16 protein-coding genes are annotated in these 19,895 nt (G+C 68.0%); 5 read left to right on the top strand and 11 right to left on the bottom strand.

Annotated features, from left to right (window positions below; translation table 11 throughout):
• Window positions 1-41 precede the first annotated feature (41 nt).
• The 3 genes from A5745_RS06975 to A5745_RS06965 are packed head-to-tail and all read right to left on the bottom strand — an operon-like array spanning window position 42 to window position 1,850.
• Window positions 42-452 carry a VOC family protein gene (locus A5745_RS06975; RefSeq protein ID WP_076115573.1) on the bottom strand — a complete coding sequence of 137 codons (411 nt, stop codon included), beginning with the start codon at window positions 450-452 and terminating at the stop codon, window positions 42-44.
• A 5-nt stretch (window positions 453-457) separates the two neighbouring features.
• Window positions 458-904: a helix-turn-helix transcriptional regulator gene (locus A5745_RS06970; RefSeq protein ID WP_076115572.1), complete on the bottom strand. Its 447-nt coding sequence runs from the start codon at window positions 902-904 to the stop codon at window positions 458-460.
• A 46-nt stretch (window positions 905-950) separates the two neighbouring features.
• On the bottom strand, window positions 951-1,850 hold the full coding sequence (locus tag A5745_RS06965; RefSeq protein WP_076115571.1) for an NAD(P)-dependent oxidoreductase: 900 nt from the start codon (window positions 1,848-1,850) through the stop codon (window positions 951-953).
• 61 nt (window positions 1,851-1,911) lie between these two features.
• Between A5745_RS06965 and A5745_RS06960 the strand changes: the two genes are divergently transcribed.
• From A5745_RS06960 to A5745_RS06945, 4 genes are all read left to right on the top strand, one after another.
• Complete coding sequence (locus A5745_RS06960; protein WP_076115570.1) at window positions 1,912-2,916, top strand: cation diffusion facilitator family transporter; 1,005 nt, start codon at window positions 1,912-1,914, stop codon at window positions 2,914-2,916.
• Between the two features lie 33 nt (window positions 2,917-2,949).
• The gene (locus A5745_RS06955) at window positions 2,950-3,771 is read left to right on the top strand and encodes an alpha/beta fold hydrolase (protein ID WP_076115569.1); all 822 of its coding nucleotides are present in this window, start codon (window positions 2,950-2,952) and stop codon (window positions 3,769-3,771) included.
• Between the two features lie 65 nt (window positions 3,772-3,836).
• Window positions 3,837-5,522 carry an ATP-binding protein gene (locus tag A5745_RS06950; protein WP_083662767.1) on the top strand — a complete coding sequence of 562 codons (1,686 nt, stop codon included), beginning with the start codon at window positions 3,837-3,839 and terminating at the stop codon, window positions 5,520-5,522.
• Window positions 5,504-6,196 carry a response regulator gene (locus A5745_RS06945; protein ID WP_076115568.1) on the top strand — a complete coding sequence of 231 codons (693 nt, stop codon included), beginning with the start codon at window positions 5,504-5,506 and terminating at the stop codon, window positions 6,194-6,196. Before A5745_RS06950 ends, A5745_RS06945 begins: the two co-directional genes overlap by 19 nt.
• Here the strand turns inward: A5745_RS06945 and A5745_RS06940 are convergent.
• From A5745_RS06940 to A5745_RS06905, 8 genes are all read right to left on the bottom strand, one after another.
• A complete protein-coding gene (locus tag A5745_RS06940) occupies window positions 6,111-9,284 on the bottom strand; it encodes an RND family transporter (RefSeq protein WP_083662765.1) in 3,174 nt (1,057 codons plus the stop codon). The two genes, A5745_RS06945 and A5745_RS06940, sit on opposite strands and share 86 nt — an antisense overlap.
• A gap of 127 nt (window positions 9,285-9,411) precedes the next feature.
• On the bottom strand, window positions 9,412-10,776 hold the full coding sequence (locus tag A5745_RS06935; protein WP_076115567.1) for a hypothetical protein: 1,365 nt from the start codon (window positions 10,774-10,776) through the stop codon (window positions 9,412-9,414).
• Between the two features lie 28 nt (window positions 10,777-10,804).
• Window positions 10,805-12,169 carry a hypothetical protein gene (locus A5745_RS06930; RefSeq protein WP_076115566.1) on the bottom strand — a complete coding sequence of 455 codons (1,365 nt, stop codon included), beginning with the start codon at window positions 12,167-12,169 and terminating at the stop codon, window positions 10,805-10,807.
• A 20-nt stretch (window positions 12,170-12,189) separates the two neighbouring features.
• Window positions 12,190-13,545 (bottom strand): hypothetical protein, encoded by a 1,356-nt coding sequence (locus A5745_RS06925; protein WP_076115575.1) that lies wholly within the window; start codon window positions 13,543-13,545, stop codon window positions 12,190-12,192.
• Window positions 13,546-13,583: 38 nt separating this feature from the next.
• The gene (locus A5745_RS06920; RefSeq protein WP_076115565.1) at window positions 13,584-14,945 is read right to left on the bottom strand and encodes a hypothetical protein; all 1,362 of its coding nucleotides are present in this window, start codon (window positions 14,943-14,945) and stop codon (window positions 13,584-13,586) included.
• A gap of 174 nt (window positions 14,946-15,119) precedes the next feature.
• Complete coding sequence (locus A5745_RS06915; RefSeq protein WP_076115564.1) at window positions 15,120-16,475, bottom strand: hypothetical protein; 1,356 nt, start codon at window positions 16,473-16,475, stop codon at window positions 15,120-15,122.
• A 32-nt stretch (window positions 16,476-16,507) separates the two neighbouring features.
• On the bottom strand, window positions 16,508-17,962 hold the full coding sequence (locus A5745_RS06910) for a condensation domain-containing protein (RefSeq protein WP_076115563.1): 1,455 nt from the start codon (window positions 17,960-17,962) through the stop codon (window positions 16,508-16,510).
• Between the two features lie 307 nt (window positions 17,963-18,269).
• Entirely contained in the window at window positions 18,270-19,454 is a 1,185-nt protein-coding gene (locus A5745_RS06905) for an acyl-CoA dehydrogenase family protein (RefSeq protein WP_076115562.1), read from the bottom strand.
• Between the two features lie 58 nt (window positions 19,455-19,512).
• Between A5745_RS06905 and A5745_RS06900 the strand changes: the two genes are divergently transcribed.
• Window positions 19,513-19,893 (top strand): NYN domain-containing protein, encoded by a 381-nt coding sequence (locus A5745_RS06900; protein WP_076115561.1) that lies wholly within the window; start codon window positions 19,513-19,515, stop codon window positions 19,891-19,893.
• The last annotated feature ends 2 nt before the right edge of the window (window positions 19,894-19,895 follow it).

The raw sequence follows: 19,895 nt of genomic DNA, 5'->3' as shown, positions 1-19,895 counted from the left end.
ACCTCAAGCAGGTTCGGAACTTTTCGTTTGGGCGGTTGCCGTCAGCGCAATTCCTGGATGCGGATCAGGTTGCCCGCGGGATCGCGCACCGCGCAGTCGCGAACTCCGTACGGTTGCTCCGTCGGCTCCTGGACAATCTCGGCGTCGCCGGCTTGTAGCTGCTCGAAGGTGCTGTCGAGGTTTTTGGTGGCCAGCAGGAGCATCGCGTAGGTGCCCTTCGCCATCATTTCGGCAATGGTGCGGCGCTCGTCGTCGGTAATGCCGGGGTTGGCGCCCGGCGGGTTCAGCACGATCGATGTCTCGGGCTGGGCGGGAGGGCCAACGGTGATCCAGCGCATCTTTCCCTTTCCGACATCGAGGCGGACCTCGAAGCCGAGGGTGTCGCGATAGAAGGCGAGCGATGCTTCGGGGTCGTCGTGCGGAAGGAAGCTCGAATGAATGGTGACGTCCATGACCGTCAGGCTAGGTGGGCGTCTGCGGCGGGCGCTTCTCGATTCCTGATCGGTCTGGTGACCTGTTTTTCCACGCATGGCGGCAGGCTGGCCGTCCCGCCCGTCGTGAGTTCCCGATAAGCGCTGGGCGGCATGCCGACAAGCTCGGTGAACCGAGTGCTGAAGGTCCCGAGCGAGGAGCAGCCGACCGCGTAACAGACTTCGGTGACGCTGAGGTCGCCGTGGCGCAGCAACGCCATGGCGCGTTCGATGCGCCGCGTCATCAGATACGAGTACGGCGACTCCCCGTAGGCGCGCCGGAACTCGCGGCTGAGGTGCCCGGCGGACATGTGTACCCCTCTTGCGAGCGCCTCGACGTTGAGGGGCTGCGCGTAGTCACGGTCGATGCGGTCGCGGACGCGACGTAACCGCGCGAGGTCGCGCAGGCGCTGCTCGGCCGAGCTGTCGGTCACCTGGGCGATGCTGCCACGTCCGGCCGCAGGGTTGCTCGGCGAGTGTCTACGCCACCAGCTCCGGGTGGAACTTGGTCGCCATCCGGCGAAGCCCGTCGCGCCAGTCCACCGTCGTGCCCCCGATCAATTCGTGCATCTGCGTCACGTCGGTGGGATTGCCGCGCAGCGCCTGGGCGCTCTCGTCGAAAACCGGCTCCTTGCCGACCAGCGAGCCGAGGTAACCACACCACTCCTGGAGGCTGACGGCTTGATCGCCACACCAGTTGACCGTGGTCGCCGGAACCGACGCCGCTTCGAGCAGCTTCGGAATGGTCGCAATGATGTCGTCCTCGTGGATCGGGTTGTAGCGGGCGGGAGCGCCGGGCGGGACGGGGATCGGGATACCGGCCAGGATCATCTCCATGTGGTAGAACGGCCACCCGCCGTTGTCGCCGTACGGGACGTTGAGCCGCGCGATGGTGGTGGGAATGCCGAGCGCGCGCGCCATCGTCCGGGCGACGACCTCCCCGGCGATCTTGGAGATTGAATAGGTCGGGAACAACGGTTTGTGGTTGTCGCCCAGGGCGGCGCGCTCGGTCCGCGGTTCGTCGTCGGGCGGGTCGTAGACGGCCGCCGACGAGCAGTGCAGAAATCCTTTCGCGTTGCGGCAGTGGGCCATCAGCAGACCGACGGACTCCGCGTTGGCTCCCAGATCCTTGTCCCAGTCGCCGCTTTTGGCGACGGCCAAATTGAGGACGTAGTCGAAGTCGGACGGGATCGCGGCGAAGTCTCCAGCCGCCAGGTTGACGGTCTCGCACCGCACGCCGGATTTCTCGAGTGCTTCACGGGCCGCGGCATTGGTGAACCGCGCGATGCCCCAAACCTCGTTGTCGACCGCCAGGGCCTGGGCAATGGGACTGGCCACCTGCCCGGTGGGACCGGTGATGAGGATTTTCTCGCCGCGCATGCGCAAATGGTAGGCGACCGTCGGGTGGCGAGACGCCAGAGTCAATGCCTACTATTTGCGTATGCATGCAGATAGCTGTATTGCCCATGTCGACCCCCATGACCATGACCACGACCACGACCATTCGGGGGGTCTGCGTGGGGCGATCAGGGAGATCTTCGCCCCGCATTCCCACGGCGCCGCCGACAGCATTGACGATGCCCTGGAATCCAGCGTCGCGGGGATCCGGGCGGTCAAGATCAGCCTGGTGGTACTCGGGCTGACCGCGACCGCCCAGCTCGCCATCGTCATGGTTTCCGGATCCGTTGCACTGGCCGCCGACACCGTCCACAACTTCTCCGACGCCCTCACTGCGGTGCCGTTGTGGATGGCGTTCGCGTTGGGCACCAAGGCCGCCACGCGCCGCTACACATACGGGTTGGGGCGAGCGGAGGATCTGGCCGGTTTGTTCGTGGTCGCGACGATCACGCTGTCGGCGATCGTCGCCGGGTACCAAGCCGTCGTGCGGCTGACCCATCCCGAACCGATCGGGCACATCGGATGGGTGGCGCTGGCCGGGCTGATCGGGTTCGTCGGAAACGAATCGGTGGCCCTCTACCGGATGAGGGTCGGGCGCCGGCTGGGCTCGGCCGCGTTGGTCGCTGACGGCTTGCATGCACGCACCGACGGGCTGACGTCCCTAGCGGTGCTGTGCTCGGCCGGCGGTGTCGCGCTTGGGTTCCCGCTGGCGGACCCGATCGTCGGCCTGGTCATCACCGTGGCGATCCTGGCCGTACTGCGCACGGCGGCACGCGACGTGTTCCGTCGTCTACTCGACGGCGTGGACCCCGCGCTGGTCGACGCCGCCGAACACGCGTTGGCGGCCCGCCCCGGGGTGCACGCGGTGCGCAGTGTGCGGATGCGCTGGATCGGCCACCGCCTGCACGCCGATGCCGAACTGGACGTCAATCCCGATCTCGATCTGGCGCAGGCGCATCGCATCGCCCACGACGCCGAACACGAACTGACGCATGCCGTCCCGAAACTCACCAGCGCGCTGATCCACGCCTATCCCGCCGAGCACTAACCGGCCACTAAACGGGCGTAGTGTCCAGAGGCCATGGCCACAACGATTCGTTTCGTCGAGGCGAATGGGCTGAAGTTTGGCTATCTCGAGGAGGGTTCCGGGCCTCTTGTGCTGATGCTGCACGGGTTTCCGGATACGGCGCACACGTGGGACGATCTTCGCCCGCGCATCGCCGCCAGCGGCTACCGCGCGGTCAGCCCGTTCCTGCGCGGCTATCACCCCAGCGCGATCCCCGATCGCGACACCGACCAAGAGACCCTGGCGCGTGACCCGCTCGCGCTGATCGACGCGCTAGGCGCACGCGACGCGATCGTCATCGGGCACGACTGGGGTGCCTCGGCCGTGTACGGCGCGGCGGCCCTGGGCCCGGAGCGTGTGACGAAGCTAATCGTCGTGGCCATTCCACATCCGGCGACGCTCAAGCCGTCACCGAAGAAGCTTTGGGGCGCTCGTCACTTCGTGGCGTACAAGCTGCCGGGAGCGGCGAACCGCTTCGCGCGCAACGACTTTGCGGCCCTGCCCGCCATCTATCGGCGCTGGTCGCCAACATGGAACCCCGATCCCAAAGAGTTCGACGCCGTGCGCGCGTGCTTTTCCAACCGGGCGAGCTTGGATGCGGCGTTCGGCTATTACCGCAAGCTCTCCCCCATCCCCAGCGCGTCGCTGCGGGCGCGGATCACGGTGCCGACGGTCGTCTTCGCGGGACTCGACGATCCGGTCGTCGAGCCCTCCGACTATCGATCCGCCGCCCGGATGTTCGACAACGAGTACATCGTTGAGGAGGTCGCGGGCGGGCATTTCATGCACCGGGAGCATCCCGAGGTGTTCGCCGCGCGGCTTTTGGCTCATCTGTAAATCAAGCCGGCGCCCGCCCGCCCGACTTTTGCGCATTCTGCTCAGCTCGGTGGTACGGTCCCCTCATGGCCGCCAAGGGTCGCATCGACTTGCGACTCGCCACCCAGGTATTGGTGTTGCAGCTCGTCGTGGTGACGCTGGCGTTGATCATCGCGTTCGTGCTCTTTGCCCTATTCAACCGCCAGCGCCTGGACAGCCAATACCACGTCCATGCCACCGATATCGCCCGCGTCGTCGCCTCATCGCCGACGGTGGTCACGAACATCGCGCGCTACGACGCTGCACCGTTGACCCCGAGCCCGGAAGTGGTTGGCGAACTGGCGGGGGGTCCGATCCAAGGCGTCGCGTCACGGGTTGAACAGCGCACCCACGTGTTGTTCGTCGTGGTGGCCAATGCAGCCGGCATCAGGGTCGCGTCTCCGCAGCGCGACAGGTTGGCCCATCATGTCCTCGCCGACATCGCGACACCGTTGGCCGGGCAGGAGATGACGTCGCATGACGACACCGTTTTCGGACGCGCAATCGTTGCGAAAGTCCCGGTGTTCGAGCCGGGTTCCAATCGGGTGTTGGGTGTGGTCATCGTCGGCATCTCCACGAAGGCCTTCGACGATCAATTTTCGAAAAATCTGCAGGTGCTGGGCGCGATGGGAGGCGTTCTCCTGCTGATCGGCGCGGGCGCTTCGTTGGCCCTTGCCCGGCGGTGGCGAGGGCTGACGCTGGGTTTGCGGCCGGCCGAGATTACCGAGCTGGTACGCAGTCAGGCGGCGGTGCTGCAGGGCATCGGCGAGGGTGTGCTAGCGGTGGACACATCCGGACAAACCACGTTCGTCAACGACGAGGCGTGCCGGCTGCTCGAGATCGGCAACGAAACGGGCCGACCCATTGACCAGATCGGCCTGACCCCGCGAGTGCTCGACGTGTTGAATTCCGCCGATTCGGCACCCACGTTGGCCACCGTCGGCGAACGCATCGTCGTGGTCTCGGCTCGGCCGGTGGTGCGCGAAGGACGCGAGCTGGGAACGGTTCTGGTGGTGCGGGACCGAACCGACGTCGAATCGCTGACCCGGCAGCTTGACGCCGTGCAGGTCATGAGCACGGTGTTACGCGCACAACGCCACGAGTTCGCCAACCGTCTGCACTTGCTGAACGGCCTGTTGCATGGCGGTCACGTTGACGAGGGACTGCAATACCTGGAAGAACTCCTCGGATCGGGACCGCTTGGGTCCGCGCTACCCGGTATCGACTCCATCCGCGATGCCTACCTGCAGGCATTCTTGGCCGCCAAGGCCGCGGCCGCACGCGAGGCGGGCGTGACGCTGACGATCGGCGAGAACACCTGGGTGCCCGGCCGGCTCGTGCTGCCAGTCGACGTCACCACCGTCGTGGGCAATCTGCTGGACAACGCGATCGACGCGGTTCGGTTGAGCGACAACGAGACCAACGAGGTGGAAGTCGAACTGCTGCAAGATGGTTCGACGCTGCACATCACGGTAGCCGACAGCGGCGACGGCGTGGCGCCAGACTTCGTCGAGGATTTGTTCACCGAGGGCCGGACCACGAAGCCGGACTCCGGTATACCGGGCGGCCGCGGTATCGGCCTTGCGCTGTCGCGGCAGATCAGCCGCGCCCTCGGGGGCGACCTGTGGCTGGCCAGTGCGGGCAGTCCGGAGGCGCCGCTGGGCGGCGCGGAGTTCATGGCCCGGCTCCCGGGCGTAATGGTTGAGGAGGCGCAATGGGTGACGCAGAGCTGACCGTCCTGGTGGTCGATGACGACTTCCGCGTCGCCAACCTGCACGCCGAGGTCGTCAACACGCTACCGGGCTTCACGGTGACAGCCACCGTGAACACGCTCTCGGCCGCTCGCGAGGCCGTGCGGGGGGCGCCCGCCGTCGACCTCGCGCTGGTCGACGTCTACTTGCCCGACGGGTCCGGCATCGACTTCATCCGTGAATTGCATTGCGACAGCATCGTTTTGACGGCGGCAACCGAGGCGGCCACGATCCGCGCCGCGATGTCGGCGGGTGCGGTGAACTACCTTGTCAAACCGTTCGCAACCACCGAGCTGGCCGCGCGCCTGGCCGGCTACGCGCGCTACCGCAAGATCCTGGCCGGCCAAAACCTCACCGCGAGCGACGTGGATGCGGCGCTGGACGCCCTGCGCCCCAGGATCGCTCCCCCTGCGCAGGCCACCATCGCGGCTTCATCCACCAAACAGCTTGTGCTGCAAGCGTTGCGCGTATCAGAGAAGCCCAAGTCGGCGGCGGAGGTTTCCGCGGCCATCGGGATCTCGCGGGCAACCGCCCAGCGGTATCTGGCGGCGCTGGCCGGTGACGGTGACGTCACCGTCGGGTTGCGCTACGGCACGACGGGCCGCCCGGAGCAGGAATTCGCCGCCAACGCCAAGTCGGCGCGTCCCCTGCGCTGAGCGGCGATTCGCGCGCAGGCTCGACGCCCCAGGCGCAGGCTCGCCGGGCGAGTGGCCCGGCGCCGGCGATCGACGCGCGACGAGCCCGTGCGTCCTGCTGGGCCAGCGCCCGCCGGCGCCGGGCCGCCGAGCGGCGAATGTTGCTGGCCACCAAGGCATGCGGCATGTCGCCGTGGATGCAGGTGAGCGCCGCGGGGGCGGGCCCGGTGGCAGCGGGGACGGCTTTCGCCGGCTTGGCGACCTTGGCCGGCCTGGCAGGCCACCAGTTGGCCTTCCCTACCAGAGCGGCCAGGGCCGGCACCGTGACCGTGCGGACCACGAAGGTGTCGATCAACAAGCCCATGCCGATGATGAACCCCGTTTGCACCATGGTCGACAGGCTGCCGGTCAGCATGCCGAACATCGAGGCGGCGAAGATGATGCCGGCAGACGTGATGACACCACCCGTCGAACGCACGGCGCGGATGATGCCGGATCGGATGCCGAAGCGTGACTCTTCGCGAATGCGCGTGATCAACAACAGGTTGTAGTCGGCGCCGACGGCCACCAGCACGATGAACGCGGTCGCCTGCACGTTCCAGCTGATCGCCTGGTGGAGCACGAACTGGAAGAAGACGACACCCAGCCCCACCGCCGAGAGGTACGAGATCACCACGGAGGCAATCAGATACAGCGGGGCCACGAGCGCCCGCAGCAAGATCACCAGGATGACGAACACGACGAGCAGCGTCATAATGACGATCAACCGAAAGTCGTTGTTGTAGTAGCTGCGCAGCGTGGTGTACATCGGGGTCATGCCGACCATCGAGATTGTCGCGTCCGACAGCGTGGTGTTCGGTTGCGCCCCGCGCGCGGTGTCCAGGACCGACTCGACCTGGTTTATCGCGGCGGTGCTGAACGGGTCGAACTTCGTCTCGACCATGTAGCGCACCGCGTGGCCGTCGGGTGAGATGAACATCTTGGCTGCGTTTTTGAAGTCGTCGGAGGTGATCACCTGCGGCGGGATGTACAGGCCGGCCATGGAAGGCGTCGTGGCGTCGCGCTTCATCGACAGCAGGAAGTCGGCCGCCTGGCTCATGCCCAAGCCCATCTTCTTGGTCTGCTCGACGAGAGTGCGCACGCCAACGGCCAGCCGGCGGCTCCCGTCGGCCAGTTGGTCGGCGGCCGCCTGCATGGCTCCGATCTTCTGCGACATGCCGGCGGTGCTGCCGCCCGCCGCCCGCAGGCTGTTCGATGTCGTGGCCAAGAGTCCGGTCAGGTTCTGCACCGCCGCCTGGATGGCGTCAACCGAGGGGCGCGGGATCGAACCACCGAGCATCGGGGCCGCGGCCGCGGCGACGCTGTTTGTGAGCGTCGCAATGGACCCGTTCGCCAGCTGACGGACGTTGTCCAGGACGGTGGCCGCCGCGCCGAGCTGCTGCTGCGCCTGGCCCACCGTCGCAGCGAGCCGGGTCATCGGCCCGCTGGCGGCGCGGACATGGTCGCGAACTTCGGCGAGGCTGGCCGCTAGTTGGTCGGCGCCGTTGGTGAGCGCGTCGAGGTCGCTGGTCCGGTCGCTGATCTGGGTCGACGCGTCCTGGAGCTTGGAGCCGACCGTGCCGGCTTCGTTGCTGAGCTTGGCCTGATCCAGCGGCTGCCCGGTAGGCCGCGTGATGCCGCGCACCGCGGCGATGTCGGGCAGCTGCGAAACGCGTTGCGCCATCTGGTCCAGGTCGGCCAGAGCCCGCGACGTCCGCAGGTCATGCGGCGACCGGACGTAGATGTACTCCGGCAGCAGCGTGCCCGTCGAAAAGTGAGCTGCCATCGTCGAGTAGCCCACGTTGCTGGGCGACGACTGCGGCAACTGCAGGCGGTCGTTGAAGCTCGGCCGCAGGAACGCCGCGCAGCTCGCCAGCACGATGAGCACCGACACGCTGGCCAGCAGGTGTGCCTTCGGCCGGCGCACCAGCTGAACGGCTGAGCGCTGCCACATGCGGCCGGTGAGCGGCGGTCGTGGCTTCACCCAACCGCGCCGGCCGGTGAGCACGAGCATGGCGGGCAACAGCGTGACGGCGGCGACAAACGCCATCCCGACCGAAACGGCAAGCGCCGGACCAATACTCGTGAACGCGGGCAGTCGGGTGAACACCATGCCCAGGAACGTGACGGCGACGGTGGCCGCCGATGCCGCGATGACCTCACCGATCGAACTCAGCGCCTTCTGCACGGCCACATCGGAGTTCATCCCCGACCGGATGTACTCGTGGTAACGGCTGATCAGGAACACCGCATAGTCGGTGCCAGCGCCGAAGATCATGGCCGTCATCAACGCGATCGTCAGCGAGGACACCCCAAGCCCGGCCTGCGCTAGCGCCGACACCGCACCTTGTGCCGACGTGACCGAGATACCGAGGACTATCAGCACCACCGCCACCATGACCGGCCGCCGGTAGATCGCCAGCAGGATGGCCAGTACCAGCAACGCGGTGACCGTTTCGATCATGTGCATGTCGCGGGTGCTGACGATGGTCAGGTCGCCGGCCATGGCGCCCTGGCCGGTCAGCTCCGCGGTCAGCGTCGACCCCGCGGTGGAACGCTTGGCGATCTCCATGATCCGCTGGTATGCCCGCGTGGACTCCGGAGTCCCGGCCGGCGCCCGCAGACTCACCGCCATGTAGGACGCCTTGTTGTCCGCGCTGGCCATCAGTGGACGCAGCGCGGGGGTGGTCACGACGTCGTGTACGCCGCTCACGTCGCGGGCGTCGCCGCGCAACGTGGCCGCCAGCTTGGCGTAGGTCTGCTCGTCGACGGGCTGCAGACCCCGGTTGTCGGTCAGCACCACGACCAGGATGTTCTGTGCGGACTCACCGAAATCCTTGGCCATCTGGTCGGCAGCCGCCATCGCCTGGGGCGGAAACGGCTGTAGGGGCTTGCTTTCCACGACCTTGGTCAGGGGAGGGAACGCCACCGCCAACACGGCAACCACCGCGGCCCAGGCGGCGATGATGAGCCAGGGCGCGCGCACGACGAGGAGCCCTAGTCCCCCGAACACACCCGTCGCGGGGGCCGAAGCGCCGGCGGCGTTGGTTGCGGCGGCAGGCTTGAACATGGTGAGACCCCTCTATGGTGTGTAGGACCGTCTTCGATAGATCGAACCTATGGCGGCCTCAGCGCGGGGTCTCGCTTGTCGGCGATAGTCGCCATTAGCCGCGATTCCCCGGTTTTGCGCGTTGTGCTCAGAGGGTGTCGGCAACCGGCTCGGGGCACGGCCAGCCGATGGTGGCCGACAGGGACAGTTCGTTCAGGACGCTCGAAAGTTGCTCGCGTAACTGGTCATTCGAGTTCCGCCGCTCGGGCTGATACGCACAGATCGAGACGAATATCTGTCCCTGCACCCGTCCCGAGAGCAACCCGAGCAGGCCCCCGGTTGGCTGTACCGTCGCCTTGGTGGCGCCCGGGCACAGCGACTTCATGGCGAAGTGGTCCGCGGCCGTCCCGTCGGGCCGGTTGGCGGCGGCGTTCACCCCACCGAGGTTGGACGATCCGCTGGTCGTCGCGCCGCCGAGGGCCACGCTGACCATTCGCCTAATCAGCCACCGCGGCAACAGCGGAGCCAGGGGCAGCAGTGCCAGCCGCTCGTCGGGCACCTCCCGGTGGCGGATCAGCGCTCGCTTGATCGAGGAACGGATCTCGGTGAGGTCCGTCGCGGCGGCCGCAGGGTCGACCGTGATGTCGGCGCTCGTGATGGCGTTGGCGCGAGTGTCGCCGTCGACGCGCTCGTTGACGGGTATCGCCAACGTGACCATGCCGTTCCGGGCGACTCGCCCCGCCCGCTGGGCGAGGCGCGCCGCCAGTCCCCCTAGCAATGCGTTGCTGGTTCCGCCGAGAGCGCGGGCGCGGGCGTCCCACTCCGCGGCGTCGACAAAGATCGTTGCCTTCGCGGGCGTGATGCGTTCGTCGGCTCCGGCCGACGGCGCGAGCGGACGGCTGAGCGCCGCCGCGCCGGAAACGTCGCCGCGGTTGTCCCGTGCGAACCGTGCCGCGGCAACGACGGCGCGCGCCATCGCCGGGATGTCCCGCGCGGTCTGGCGGGCATCTTCCCGCAGCGCCCGCCAGCGCTCCCGCGACCCGGCGGCGGGCCAGCTGATCGGGTCGCGGTAACCGGCGGCCGCGTCCGCCAACGCCTCGCACAGCCCGATGCCGTCGATAAGGGTATGTGAGATAACGAAACTCACGCCCGCGCCGCCGTCGGTGAACGGGAGCACCGCAAGGTGCCAGCCGGGCCCGCGCTCGGCATCGAGACGCGTGTCGGCCTGCTCATCCAGCCAGGCATCGAATTCGTCCCGTGGGCGCGGCGCCGGCACGATCTCCAGCTGGGACTGGCCGCGCGGCGAGACCCAGCGGTGCCGGCCGAACGGCAGGGCGGAGCGTTCGATGCGGCGCGACAACCGTCCCCGCTGCAGATTGCGGTGAAACCTGCGCAAGCCGTCGATGTCGGGCGCGCGGTTGTACACCCAGACACACTGCAGCAGGTTGGTGGTCCCGGTCGCTCGCTCGCCGGCGAACGCGGTCTGGTCCATCAAATCCAGTACGTTGCTCATCTTCCTGGGTCCCCTCTGGGTGTAGTCGCTACGCGGGCAGGCCGTACATTTCGGGCGACGTGGCTGTCCAATCGGACGTCGCAGAGAGCGAAAAGTCCCGCAGAACGCACGAAATGTCCTGCCGCAGACCCTCGTTCGAGTTCATGCGATTCGGCTGATACGCCAGGGCCGAGACGAAGACCCGTCCCCGTGCTCTTCCCGACAGCAACGCCAGGATGCCCCCGGTGCGGTCCATGATCGACGTGGTCGCCCCCACGTTGTAGCCCTTGATGGCAAAGTGGTTCGCGTCGCTGCCGTCCGGGCGGTTGGCGGCGGGGTCGATCCCGCCGAGGTTGGAGGAAACGACCCCGGCGCCCCTGGCGGCGGCCATCCCGATCATCTGCCGGACCAGCCACCGGGGCACGAAGGGGGTCAGCGGCAGCAGCGCAGTCCTCTCGTCGGGCACCTCCCGATGGCGGATCAGCGCTTGCTTTGTCGCGGCGCGGATCTCACGCAGGTCGGTCGCCGCCGGTGTGGGGTCGACCGCGAAGTCAGCGCTCGTGACGGCGTTGGCGCGGGTGTCGCAGGCGGCGCGCTCGTTGACCGGCATGCCCACCGTGACCGAGCCGTCGCTCGCGACGCGGCCCATCCGCTGGGCGAGCCGCGCCGCGAACGCGGCGAGCAGCGTGTTGCTGGTTCCGCCGAGGGCGGCCGCACGCGCGTCCCACTCGCAGGCGTCGACGAAGATGGTCGCCATCGGCAGCGCGATGCGCTCATCGGCTCCAGCCTTCGAAGCGCGTTGTCCGGCATGGGGAGTCGCGGCACCGCCGCCGTTGCGGCGAGCGAATCGGACGGTGGCGACCGCGGCGCGGCCGACCGCCGGCAGGTCGCGCGCGGTTTGCCGGGCGTCTTGCCACCAGGCCCGCCACCGCCGGCGCGACCCGGCGGACGACCACCTGACAGGGTTCTCGCGGCCGGCCGCCGCGTCCGCTAGCGCCTCGCAGAGCCCGACGCCGTCGGTCAGGCAGTGGGTGACGACCAGGCTCACCCCGGCGCCGCCGTCGGTGAACGGCAGAGCCGCCAGGCGCCATCCGGGTCCGTGCTCGGCGTCGATCGGCGAGTTGGCTTGTTCGACGAGCCAGGCATCGAATTGCTCACGCGGCCGCGGTGTTCCGGCGACCTCGACGTCGGACTGACTCGGGGGGGAAACCCAGCGATGGCGGCCGAACGGCAGGGGTGAACGTTCGATGCGCCGCGACAACCGGCCCCGTTGCAGGCACTGGTTGAACTTGCGCAGGCCGTCGGTGTCGACCCCGCTTTCGTACACCCAGACGCACTGCAGGACCGACGTGACTCCGGTCGCCCGCTCACCGAGAAAGAATGTCTGGTCGATGAAATCTAATACGTTACTCATTGTCCTGCAGAACCTTTCGCTCAGACTGTCAGCTTGTGAAGTGGGGAATCCGACCAGCCGGTGGTGGCGGTGAGTGAGAAGTCACCGAGCGCGCCCGACAGGTTGCGCCGCAGGTCGTCGTCGGCGTTCGGCTGGCCGGGCTCATAGGCGAGGACGGAAACGAACACCCGGCCCTGCGTCCGCCCTGACAGCAACACCAGCAGTCCGCCCAGCCGGTGCATGACCGCCTTGGTCACACCCGGGCCGAGGGACCTCATGACGAATTGGTCGGCCTGCGTGCCGTCCGGCCGGTTGGCGTCCGGGTTGACGACACCGAGGTTGGACGAAACGACGCTCGTGGCGCTGCCCGCGGAGACGCTGACCAATCGACGGACCAGCCAGTGCGGCAGCAGCGGCGCGAGGGGCAGCAGGGTGAACCGCTCGTTGGGCTCGGAGTTAGAGCGGACCAGCGCGCGCTTGACCGTGGCGCGGATCCCGCGCAGGTCCGTCGACGGCGCCGCAGGATCGACGGTGAAGTCGACGTTCGTGATGGCGTTGGCGCGGGTGTCGTCCTCCGTGCGCTCGTTGACCGGCAGCGTCAGGGCGACGGAGCCGTCCGCGGCCAGCCGTCCCACCCGCTGGGCAAGCCGGGCCGCCAACCCGGCGAGCAGGGTGTTGCTGGTCCCGCCGAGGGCATGTGCGCGGGCGTCCCATTCGTCGGCATCGACGAACACGGTGTGCGACCGTAGCGTCGCCGGTTCGTCCGCCCCCGCGGGCAGTGCCGGCGTCGCCGGCGATGCGGCGCTGCCACCGCGGTCACGTCGCGCAAAACGCGCCGCGGCGACGGCGGCCCGGCCCATCGCGGGGACGTCGCTCGCGGTCTGGCGGGCGTCCTCCCACAATGCCTGCCAGCGCCGGCGCGACCCCGCGGCTGGCCAGCTCACCGGGTCGCGCCGGTCGGTGGCCGCGTCAGACAACGCCTCGCACAGTCCGACACCGTCAGTTAGGCAGTGGGTGATCACGAAGCTCACCCCGGCGCCGCCATCGGTGAACGGAAGCACCGCGAGGTGCCAGCCGGGCCCGTGCTCGGCGTCCAGTGGGGTGTTGGCCTGCTCTGCCAGCCAGGCGTCGAATTCCTCGCGCGGCCACGGCATTTCGACGATCTCAAGGTCGGACTGCCGGCTCGACAACACCCAGCGGTGCCGACCGAACGGAAGGGGCGAGGTTTCGATGCGGCGGGACAACCGCCCGCGCAGCAGGTTGCGATGGAAGCGGCGCAGGCCTTCGATGTCGGGCGCGCGGTTGTACACCCACACGCACTGCAGCAGGTTGGTGGTCGCGGTCGCTCGCTCGCCGAGAAATACGGTCTGGTCGTAGAGGTCGAGTACGTTGTTCATTTCGCTGCGGTCCTTCCGTCGTTTCATCCGGCGTCCGGTCAGGCGATTTCGCCGAAAAGGCTTGGGCGGCGGGAGTATTTGCGTGGCCAGCCGATCGTCGCGCCGAGGGCGAATTCGTCGACAACGCTCGTAACGTGTTGTTTCAGAACGTCATTGGAGTCCACGACGCCCGGCTGATATGCGGCGACAGAGACGACGAGCTGTTGGTGCAGTCGGCCGGAGTGCAACGACAGCATCCCGCCGAGCTGGTGCATCACTGACTTGGTCACGCCCGGGTACAGAGACCGGACGGCGACGTAGTCGGCGTCGGTGCCGTCGGGCCGGTTGACTTCCGAGGGCGCCGCGCCAAGGTTGGAGGTGACGACGACGTTGCTCACGCCGCCGGTGGCCACGCCGACCATCCGCTTGATGAGCCGCTTGGGCAGCAGGGAAACCAGGGGCAGCAGCGTCTGGCGCTCGTCGTCCTCCTGATCCGAGCGGATGAGCGCGTGCTTGATCGCGGTCCGGATCGCGCGCTGATCGGTTGTCACCAGTGCCGGGTCCACCGTGATGTTGACCATTGCGACGGCGTTGGCGCGGGTGTCGTCGGCGGTGCGCTTGTTGACCGGTATCGCAAGGGTGACCGAGCCGTCCTCGGCGACTCGCCCGATCCGCTGCGCGAGGCGGGCCGCCAGCGCGGCGAACAGGGTGTTGCTGGTTCCGCCGAGCGCCTGCGCGCGGGCGTCCCACTCGTCGGCGTCGAGGAAGATTGTCGCGGTCGGCACCGTGATGCGTTCGTCGGACCCGGCGGCCTGCGGGGGTACCGGGGCCGCGGATTCCGCCCCTCGGCGGTCGCGCCGGGCCAGCCGTGCCGCCGCGGCGACGGCGCGGCCGATCGCGGGCAGGTCACGCATCGTTTGGCGGGCGTCCTCGCGCAGGGCACGACACCTCTTGCGCGACCCAGCGGCGGGCCAGTCGACCCCACCGTCGTAGCCGCAAGCCGCCTCCACGATCGCCAGGCACCCCCCGATGCCGTCGGTCACACAATGTGACAGGACCAGGCTCACGCCCGCGCCGCCGTCGGTGAACGGCAGCACCGCCAGGTGCCAGCCGGGTCCGCGCTCGGCGTCCAATGGGGTGTTGACCTGCTCGCCCAGCCAGGCGTCGAACTCCGCACGGCGGCGCGGCGCGGCGATCTCGAGCTCGCGTCGATCGTTGGCCGAGACCCACCGGTCGCGGCCGAACGGCAATGCTGAGCGCTCGATGCGACGCGATAGCCGTCCCTGCTCAAGATGCCGATGAAACTGGCGCAGACCGTCGATGTCGACCGGCCGGTCGTACACCCAGACGGCCTGCCCCACGCCGGCGGCCCCATCGAGCCGAAAGAAGGTCTGGTCGACTAGGTCGAGTGTGTTGTCCATGTGCCATGTCCTTTTCGGGCATCGAACGAATATCGTTGCAGTGCACGAGATTTCGATCGAGAGAATTGCGGTGTTACTTGCTTCAGATCGAACGTACGGCCACGGGTGCTTGCGTGTCGCGCTTGTGAGCGATAGTCGCCGATAGCGGCGATTCCGCGATTGTGCGCATTGTGCTCATCCGGCGGGCAGCAGCTCGTCGCATCGCCAGCCTGTGGTCGAGCTCAGCGAGAACTCACCCAGGATCTCCGAGATGTGCCTTTGCAGTTCGGCTTCCGAGTTCACGCCGTCCGGCTGGTACGCCACGACGGAGATGAAGACCCGGCCGTTGGCCCTTCCGGAGAGCAGGGACAGCAGCCCCCCGAGCTGGTGCAACATGCCCGTCGTCATCCCTACGCTGAGCGACCTGATGGCGAAGTGGTCGGCGTTGGTGCCGTCGGGTCGATTGACGGCCGGATGCACCACACCTACGTTGGACGAGCCCACGCTGGCGGCGCTGTTGGTGGCGGCGCCGACCCATCGCTTGCCGAGCTGCTCGGGCACCAGCAGAACCAGGGGAAGCAGCGTCCAGCGCTCGTCCGGCTCCGTCTGCGAACGGATCAGCGTCTGCTTGGTAATGGCCCGGATAGGCCGCAGGTCGCTGGTGGCCGGCGCGGGGTCCACGGTGAAGTCGACGTTGGTGATCGCGTTGGCGCGGGTGTCGCCGGCGGTGCGCTCGTTGACGGCCATCGTCAAGGCGACCGAGCCGTCGGCGCCGGCGCGCCCCACGCGCTGGCCGAGGCGGGCCGCCAACGCCAGGAACAGTGTGTTGCTGGTCCCTCCGAGCGCCCGCGCGCGGGCGTCCCAGTCGTCGGCGTCGACGAAGATGGTGGCCGCGGGCGGCGTGGCTTTTTCGTCGGTGCCCGCCGTGGGCTCCGACGGGGATGCGGCGGCCAGGGCGGCGTCGCCGCGGTGGCGCCGGACGAATCGTGAGGCGGCGACCGCGGCGCGGGCGATGCCGGGAATGTCGCGCGCGGCTTGCCGCGTGTCCTCGCGTAGGGCCCGCCACCGCGGGCGCGAGCCGGCCGCCGGCCAGTTGATCGCGCCGTCGTCGCCGCGAGCCGCGTCCGCCAGCGCTTCGCACAACCCGACGGCATCGGTCAGGCAATGAGATGCCACCAGGCTGACCCCGGTGCCGCCGTCGGTGAACGGCAGCACCGCCAGGTGCCATCCGGGCCCGTGCTCGGCGTCGAGGCGGGTCTCGGCCTGCTCAGCCAGCCAGGCATCGAATTCCTGACGGGGCCGGGGTGATTCGACGATCTCGAGGTCGGGCTTGTCGGTGGGCGCTACCCAGCGATGGCGGCCGAACGGCAGCGGTGAGCGCTCGATGCGGCGCGATAGCCGTCCCGACCGAAGGTGCCGATGGAATCGACGCAGCCCCTGGACGTCGGCGCCGCGGTCGTACACCCACGAACACTGGATCAGATTGGTGACTCCTGCCGCCCGCTCGACGCGGAAAAAGGTCTGGTCGACCAGATCGAGTGCGTTGCTCATTTTCGTTGTCCTTTCGCTGTCGCACGTCGCTGTCACACGCTGATGACCGGCACGCCGTGGTTCGAGTTGGCGTGATGCGCAACGGCATCCACCCAGTCGGGGGTCGTCTTGACGGCGTAGGAGAACGCCTGAGTCAGCGCCGCCAGGTAGCGGTGCACCGACTTGCGCGCCTCCGCGTTGTCCGGGAAGGAGATCGTCGCGGTGGTCTTGTGCGCCTGGCGATTGATCCACAAGTTGATCCCGCCGTGTGACAGGTTGTCGGCGTAGGTGCCCCAGTTGGCCTCCTCGAAGAGGCCGGCGGCAGGGATCTTGCGAAAGTCGATGAACGACACCATCATTGCCCGGGAATCGGGCGGCTGGACCTTCAGCTCAAGTGGCGCCGCCAGCTCGAGCGCTCGCTCGACGGGCACGTCGGCCAGGGCCTTGGCGGCGTTGAACGACTCCTGAGCCGCCCGAGCCGCCTCGGCGAAGGTGGCAGTGCAAATCGGCACGCTGACCGGGACCAGGTTGGCGAACCAGCCCACGGTCATCGAGTCGAGGCCAGGAGTCCGGGTGTCATACGGTGTGAAGCCGTGATACGTTGCGGCGCCGGTGAACTCGTGGTCGGCAAACGCCGCGCAAGCCAGCACTCCCCCGCTGAAGCGGGCGCCGGCGGCGTGGCAGGCGATCTCGAAGGACTCCGTGTCGGCGGTGTCGAGCAGGTCGACCGTCACAAAGGTGCCCTTGGTGCCGGTCCCACCGTCACCGACCGGCAGCGGGAAGGTCGGCCACTGGCCGCCGGTGTCGCGCGCGAAGTCGACCCACGCCTTGACCTCCGGCGAGGACAGTGTCAGCTCCGCGAGTCCGTCACGCTGGCGCGCGGCGTAGCTGCGGTAACTCGCCACCTGCGGGAGGGCGACGGCCGCGGCCCCTGTCTGCGACAGGTGCTGGTACATCGTGTGGACGTCGAAGAAGATCAGGCCGGCCGACATCCCGTCGACGTGCAGGTGGTCGACGCTGGCGTAGAAGGTGAAATAGTCGGCGTGCTGAACGATGCCGAACGTAAAGCAGTCCCAATCGAGCGTGCTCGGCGTTGTCGTCAGGGCGTGCGTGCGGACCTGGTTGGCGTCCATGTAGCCGAACTCGGTGGGGGTCAGGTCGATGTCCATGGGATCCTCGATCCTGCGGCGGACGATGACGCCGTCCTCGAGCTGAAACCAGTCGTGGTAGGCGTCGTGGCGGCGGACATGCGCGTTGAGCGTCGCCGTCATCACCGGGATGTCACAAACGCCCGGAACGTCCCACGCGACGACCATCAGCCTGGGCAGCTGCGCGGCCCGTCCCGCCGCGTCGTAGGCGGACCGCAGGTGCCGAGCCCTTTGGTAGCTGGGCGCCAAGTCGCTGCGCGGCGCGGTGAGAGCCGCCGCGCGCGCGGCGGCTGAGGCCCGCCACGTGACGACCGGCCCCTCGCCCGGCTGCCACGCGTTGATGCTTCCCAGTGCGACCATTCTCCCGACCCCGTTTCTGTGTAATGCCGCAACGCCGTGCCCCGATGCGGAAGCGCATCGCGAAAGTCATTCGTGCGGAGGGTGTTTCGGCTCGCCGCGGTGATCGTGCGGCGCGTTCGGTTATCTGCTGAAACCGAAATTACGGCGCGACGGCTGGGATGTCTCGCTTGTGGGCGATAGTCGAAATAAGCGACGATTACCCGGTTTTGCGCATTGTGCTCACATCAAGCGACCGCAACCGGTCGATCCGTCTCACGACAACTGCGACGGCGACAAGTCGGGTGAGCAGCGACGGGGCGAGCGCCTGCTATAGCCCAGGCTGATCGTCGATGATGCCCAGCCATATCTGTGCCACGTCGATGGCCACCTTCTCGCTGATGAAAGCGTGTTGCGTCCCGGTGTACATGTCGCGGAAAGCCCGCTCGAGGCGGCTGCCCTCGCGGATCGAGCTGGTGCCGGCGACCAGATGGGCCCATTCGGCGCAGGCTCGGGCCGTGTCGGTGGCATAGACCGCGGCCACCCGCATGTCCGCGCGCAGGGCCGGGGTCAGATCTTCTCCGGCGGCAACCGCCGCCTCGGCGGTGGTGAACGAGTCGAGCACCAGCAGGCGGGCCGCGCGCCAGGCCGCGCGGTGGTGCGCCAGGCCCTTCTGGAACGTGGGCCGGCTGGCCAGAGATGCCATGTCGCTCATCCGGAACTTCGTTGCGGCCAGTTCCTGGACATCGTCGAGCATGCTCTTGGCCACACCCAGCGCCCACGATGCGTGGCCGGCGGCGGTGACGGGCATCAGCCCCATGCGGGTGGCCGGTGACTCGCCGCGACATGGCTGCCTGACGAACAGTTCGAAGGTGCGGCTCGCGGGCACGAACACGCCCTCGGCGCTGTAGTCATAGGATCCCGTCCCTTTGAGCCCCTGCACGAACCAGCCGTCGTCGAAGCTGATCTCTTCGCGCGGAACGACCGCGACCCGCATTTCGGGGAAACCTTCACTGATCCAGCGCATTTCGCCGTTCTCCATCGGCAAAAAGCCCGCCGCGATGTATTGCGAGTGACCGATGCCCGAGCCGAAGTTCCACGACCCGTTCAACAGATAACCGCCGTCGGCGACCGTCCCCTGCCCGTTGGGAAAGAACTGGCCGCCCAGGGTGACGTGGTTGTCGTGCGTGGTAAAAACCTCGGCGAAGCCCTCGTCGGGCAGGTACGCGGCGGCGGCGAACGAGGACGGCAGGTTCGCGATGCCGATCCAGCCGAATGAACCGTCCTGCCAAGCCATTTCGATCCACGTCTCGATCATCTCGGCGAAAGACGGCTCGACACCGCCGGCCACAACGGGATTGAAGGCGGACATCAGCCCGCAGCCCCACATCTCGTCTACGATCGCCGGGGTCAGCGTGCGCATCCGCTCGGATTCGGCGGCTTCGGCCCGCACCAGATCCCGCATACCGCGGGCCAGCGAAACGACCCGGTCACCGGTGTCGGCTATCGACGTCATAGGGGTGACCGTACCGGCCCGTCCAGCCGCATCGGCAACACAGCCCTACCGTGTCCTTGTGCGATGGATCGTGGACGGCATGAACGTGATCGGTAGTCGCCCCGACGGCTGGTGGAAGGACCGCGGCCGCGCGATGGCGACGCTGGTGGAGACGCTGGACCGATGGGCGTCGGATCGAGGCGAGACGGTGACGGTGGTGTTCGAGCGGCCGCCGTCGACCGCCATCACGTCGTCGGTCGTCGAAATAGCGCACGCGCCTAGAGCGGCCGCGAATTCCGCCGACGACGAGATAGTCCGGCTGGTTCGGGCCGACACAAGCCCGCACGACATTCGCGTGGTGACGTCGGACAGAGCGCTACACGACCGGGTCCGCACGTTGGGCGCATCCGTTTACCCGGCGGAGCGATTCCGTGAACTCATCGATCCGCGCGGCCGGTGACA

Source organism: Mycobacterium sp. IS-2888 (assembly GCF_001954215.1).
Taxonomy (GTDB): domain Bacteria; phylum Actinomycetota; class Actinomycetes; order Mycobacteriales; family Mycobacteriaceae; genus Mycobacterium.
Note: the sequence above shows the minus strand (reverse complement) of the source record. Positions and strands in the feature narration are given on the sequence as shown.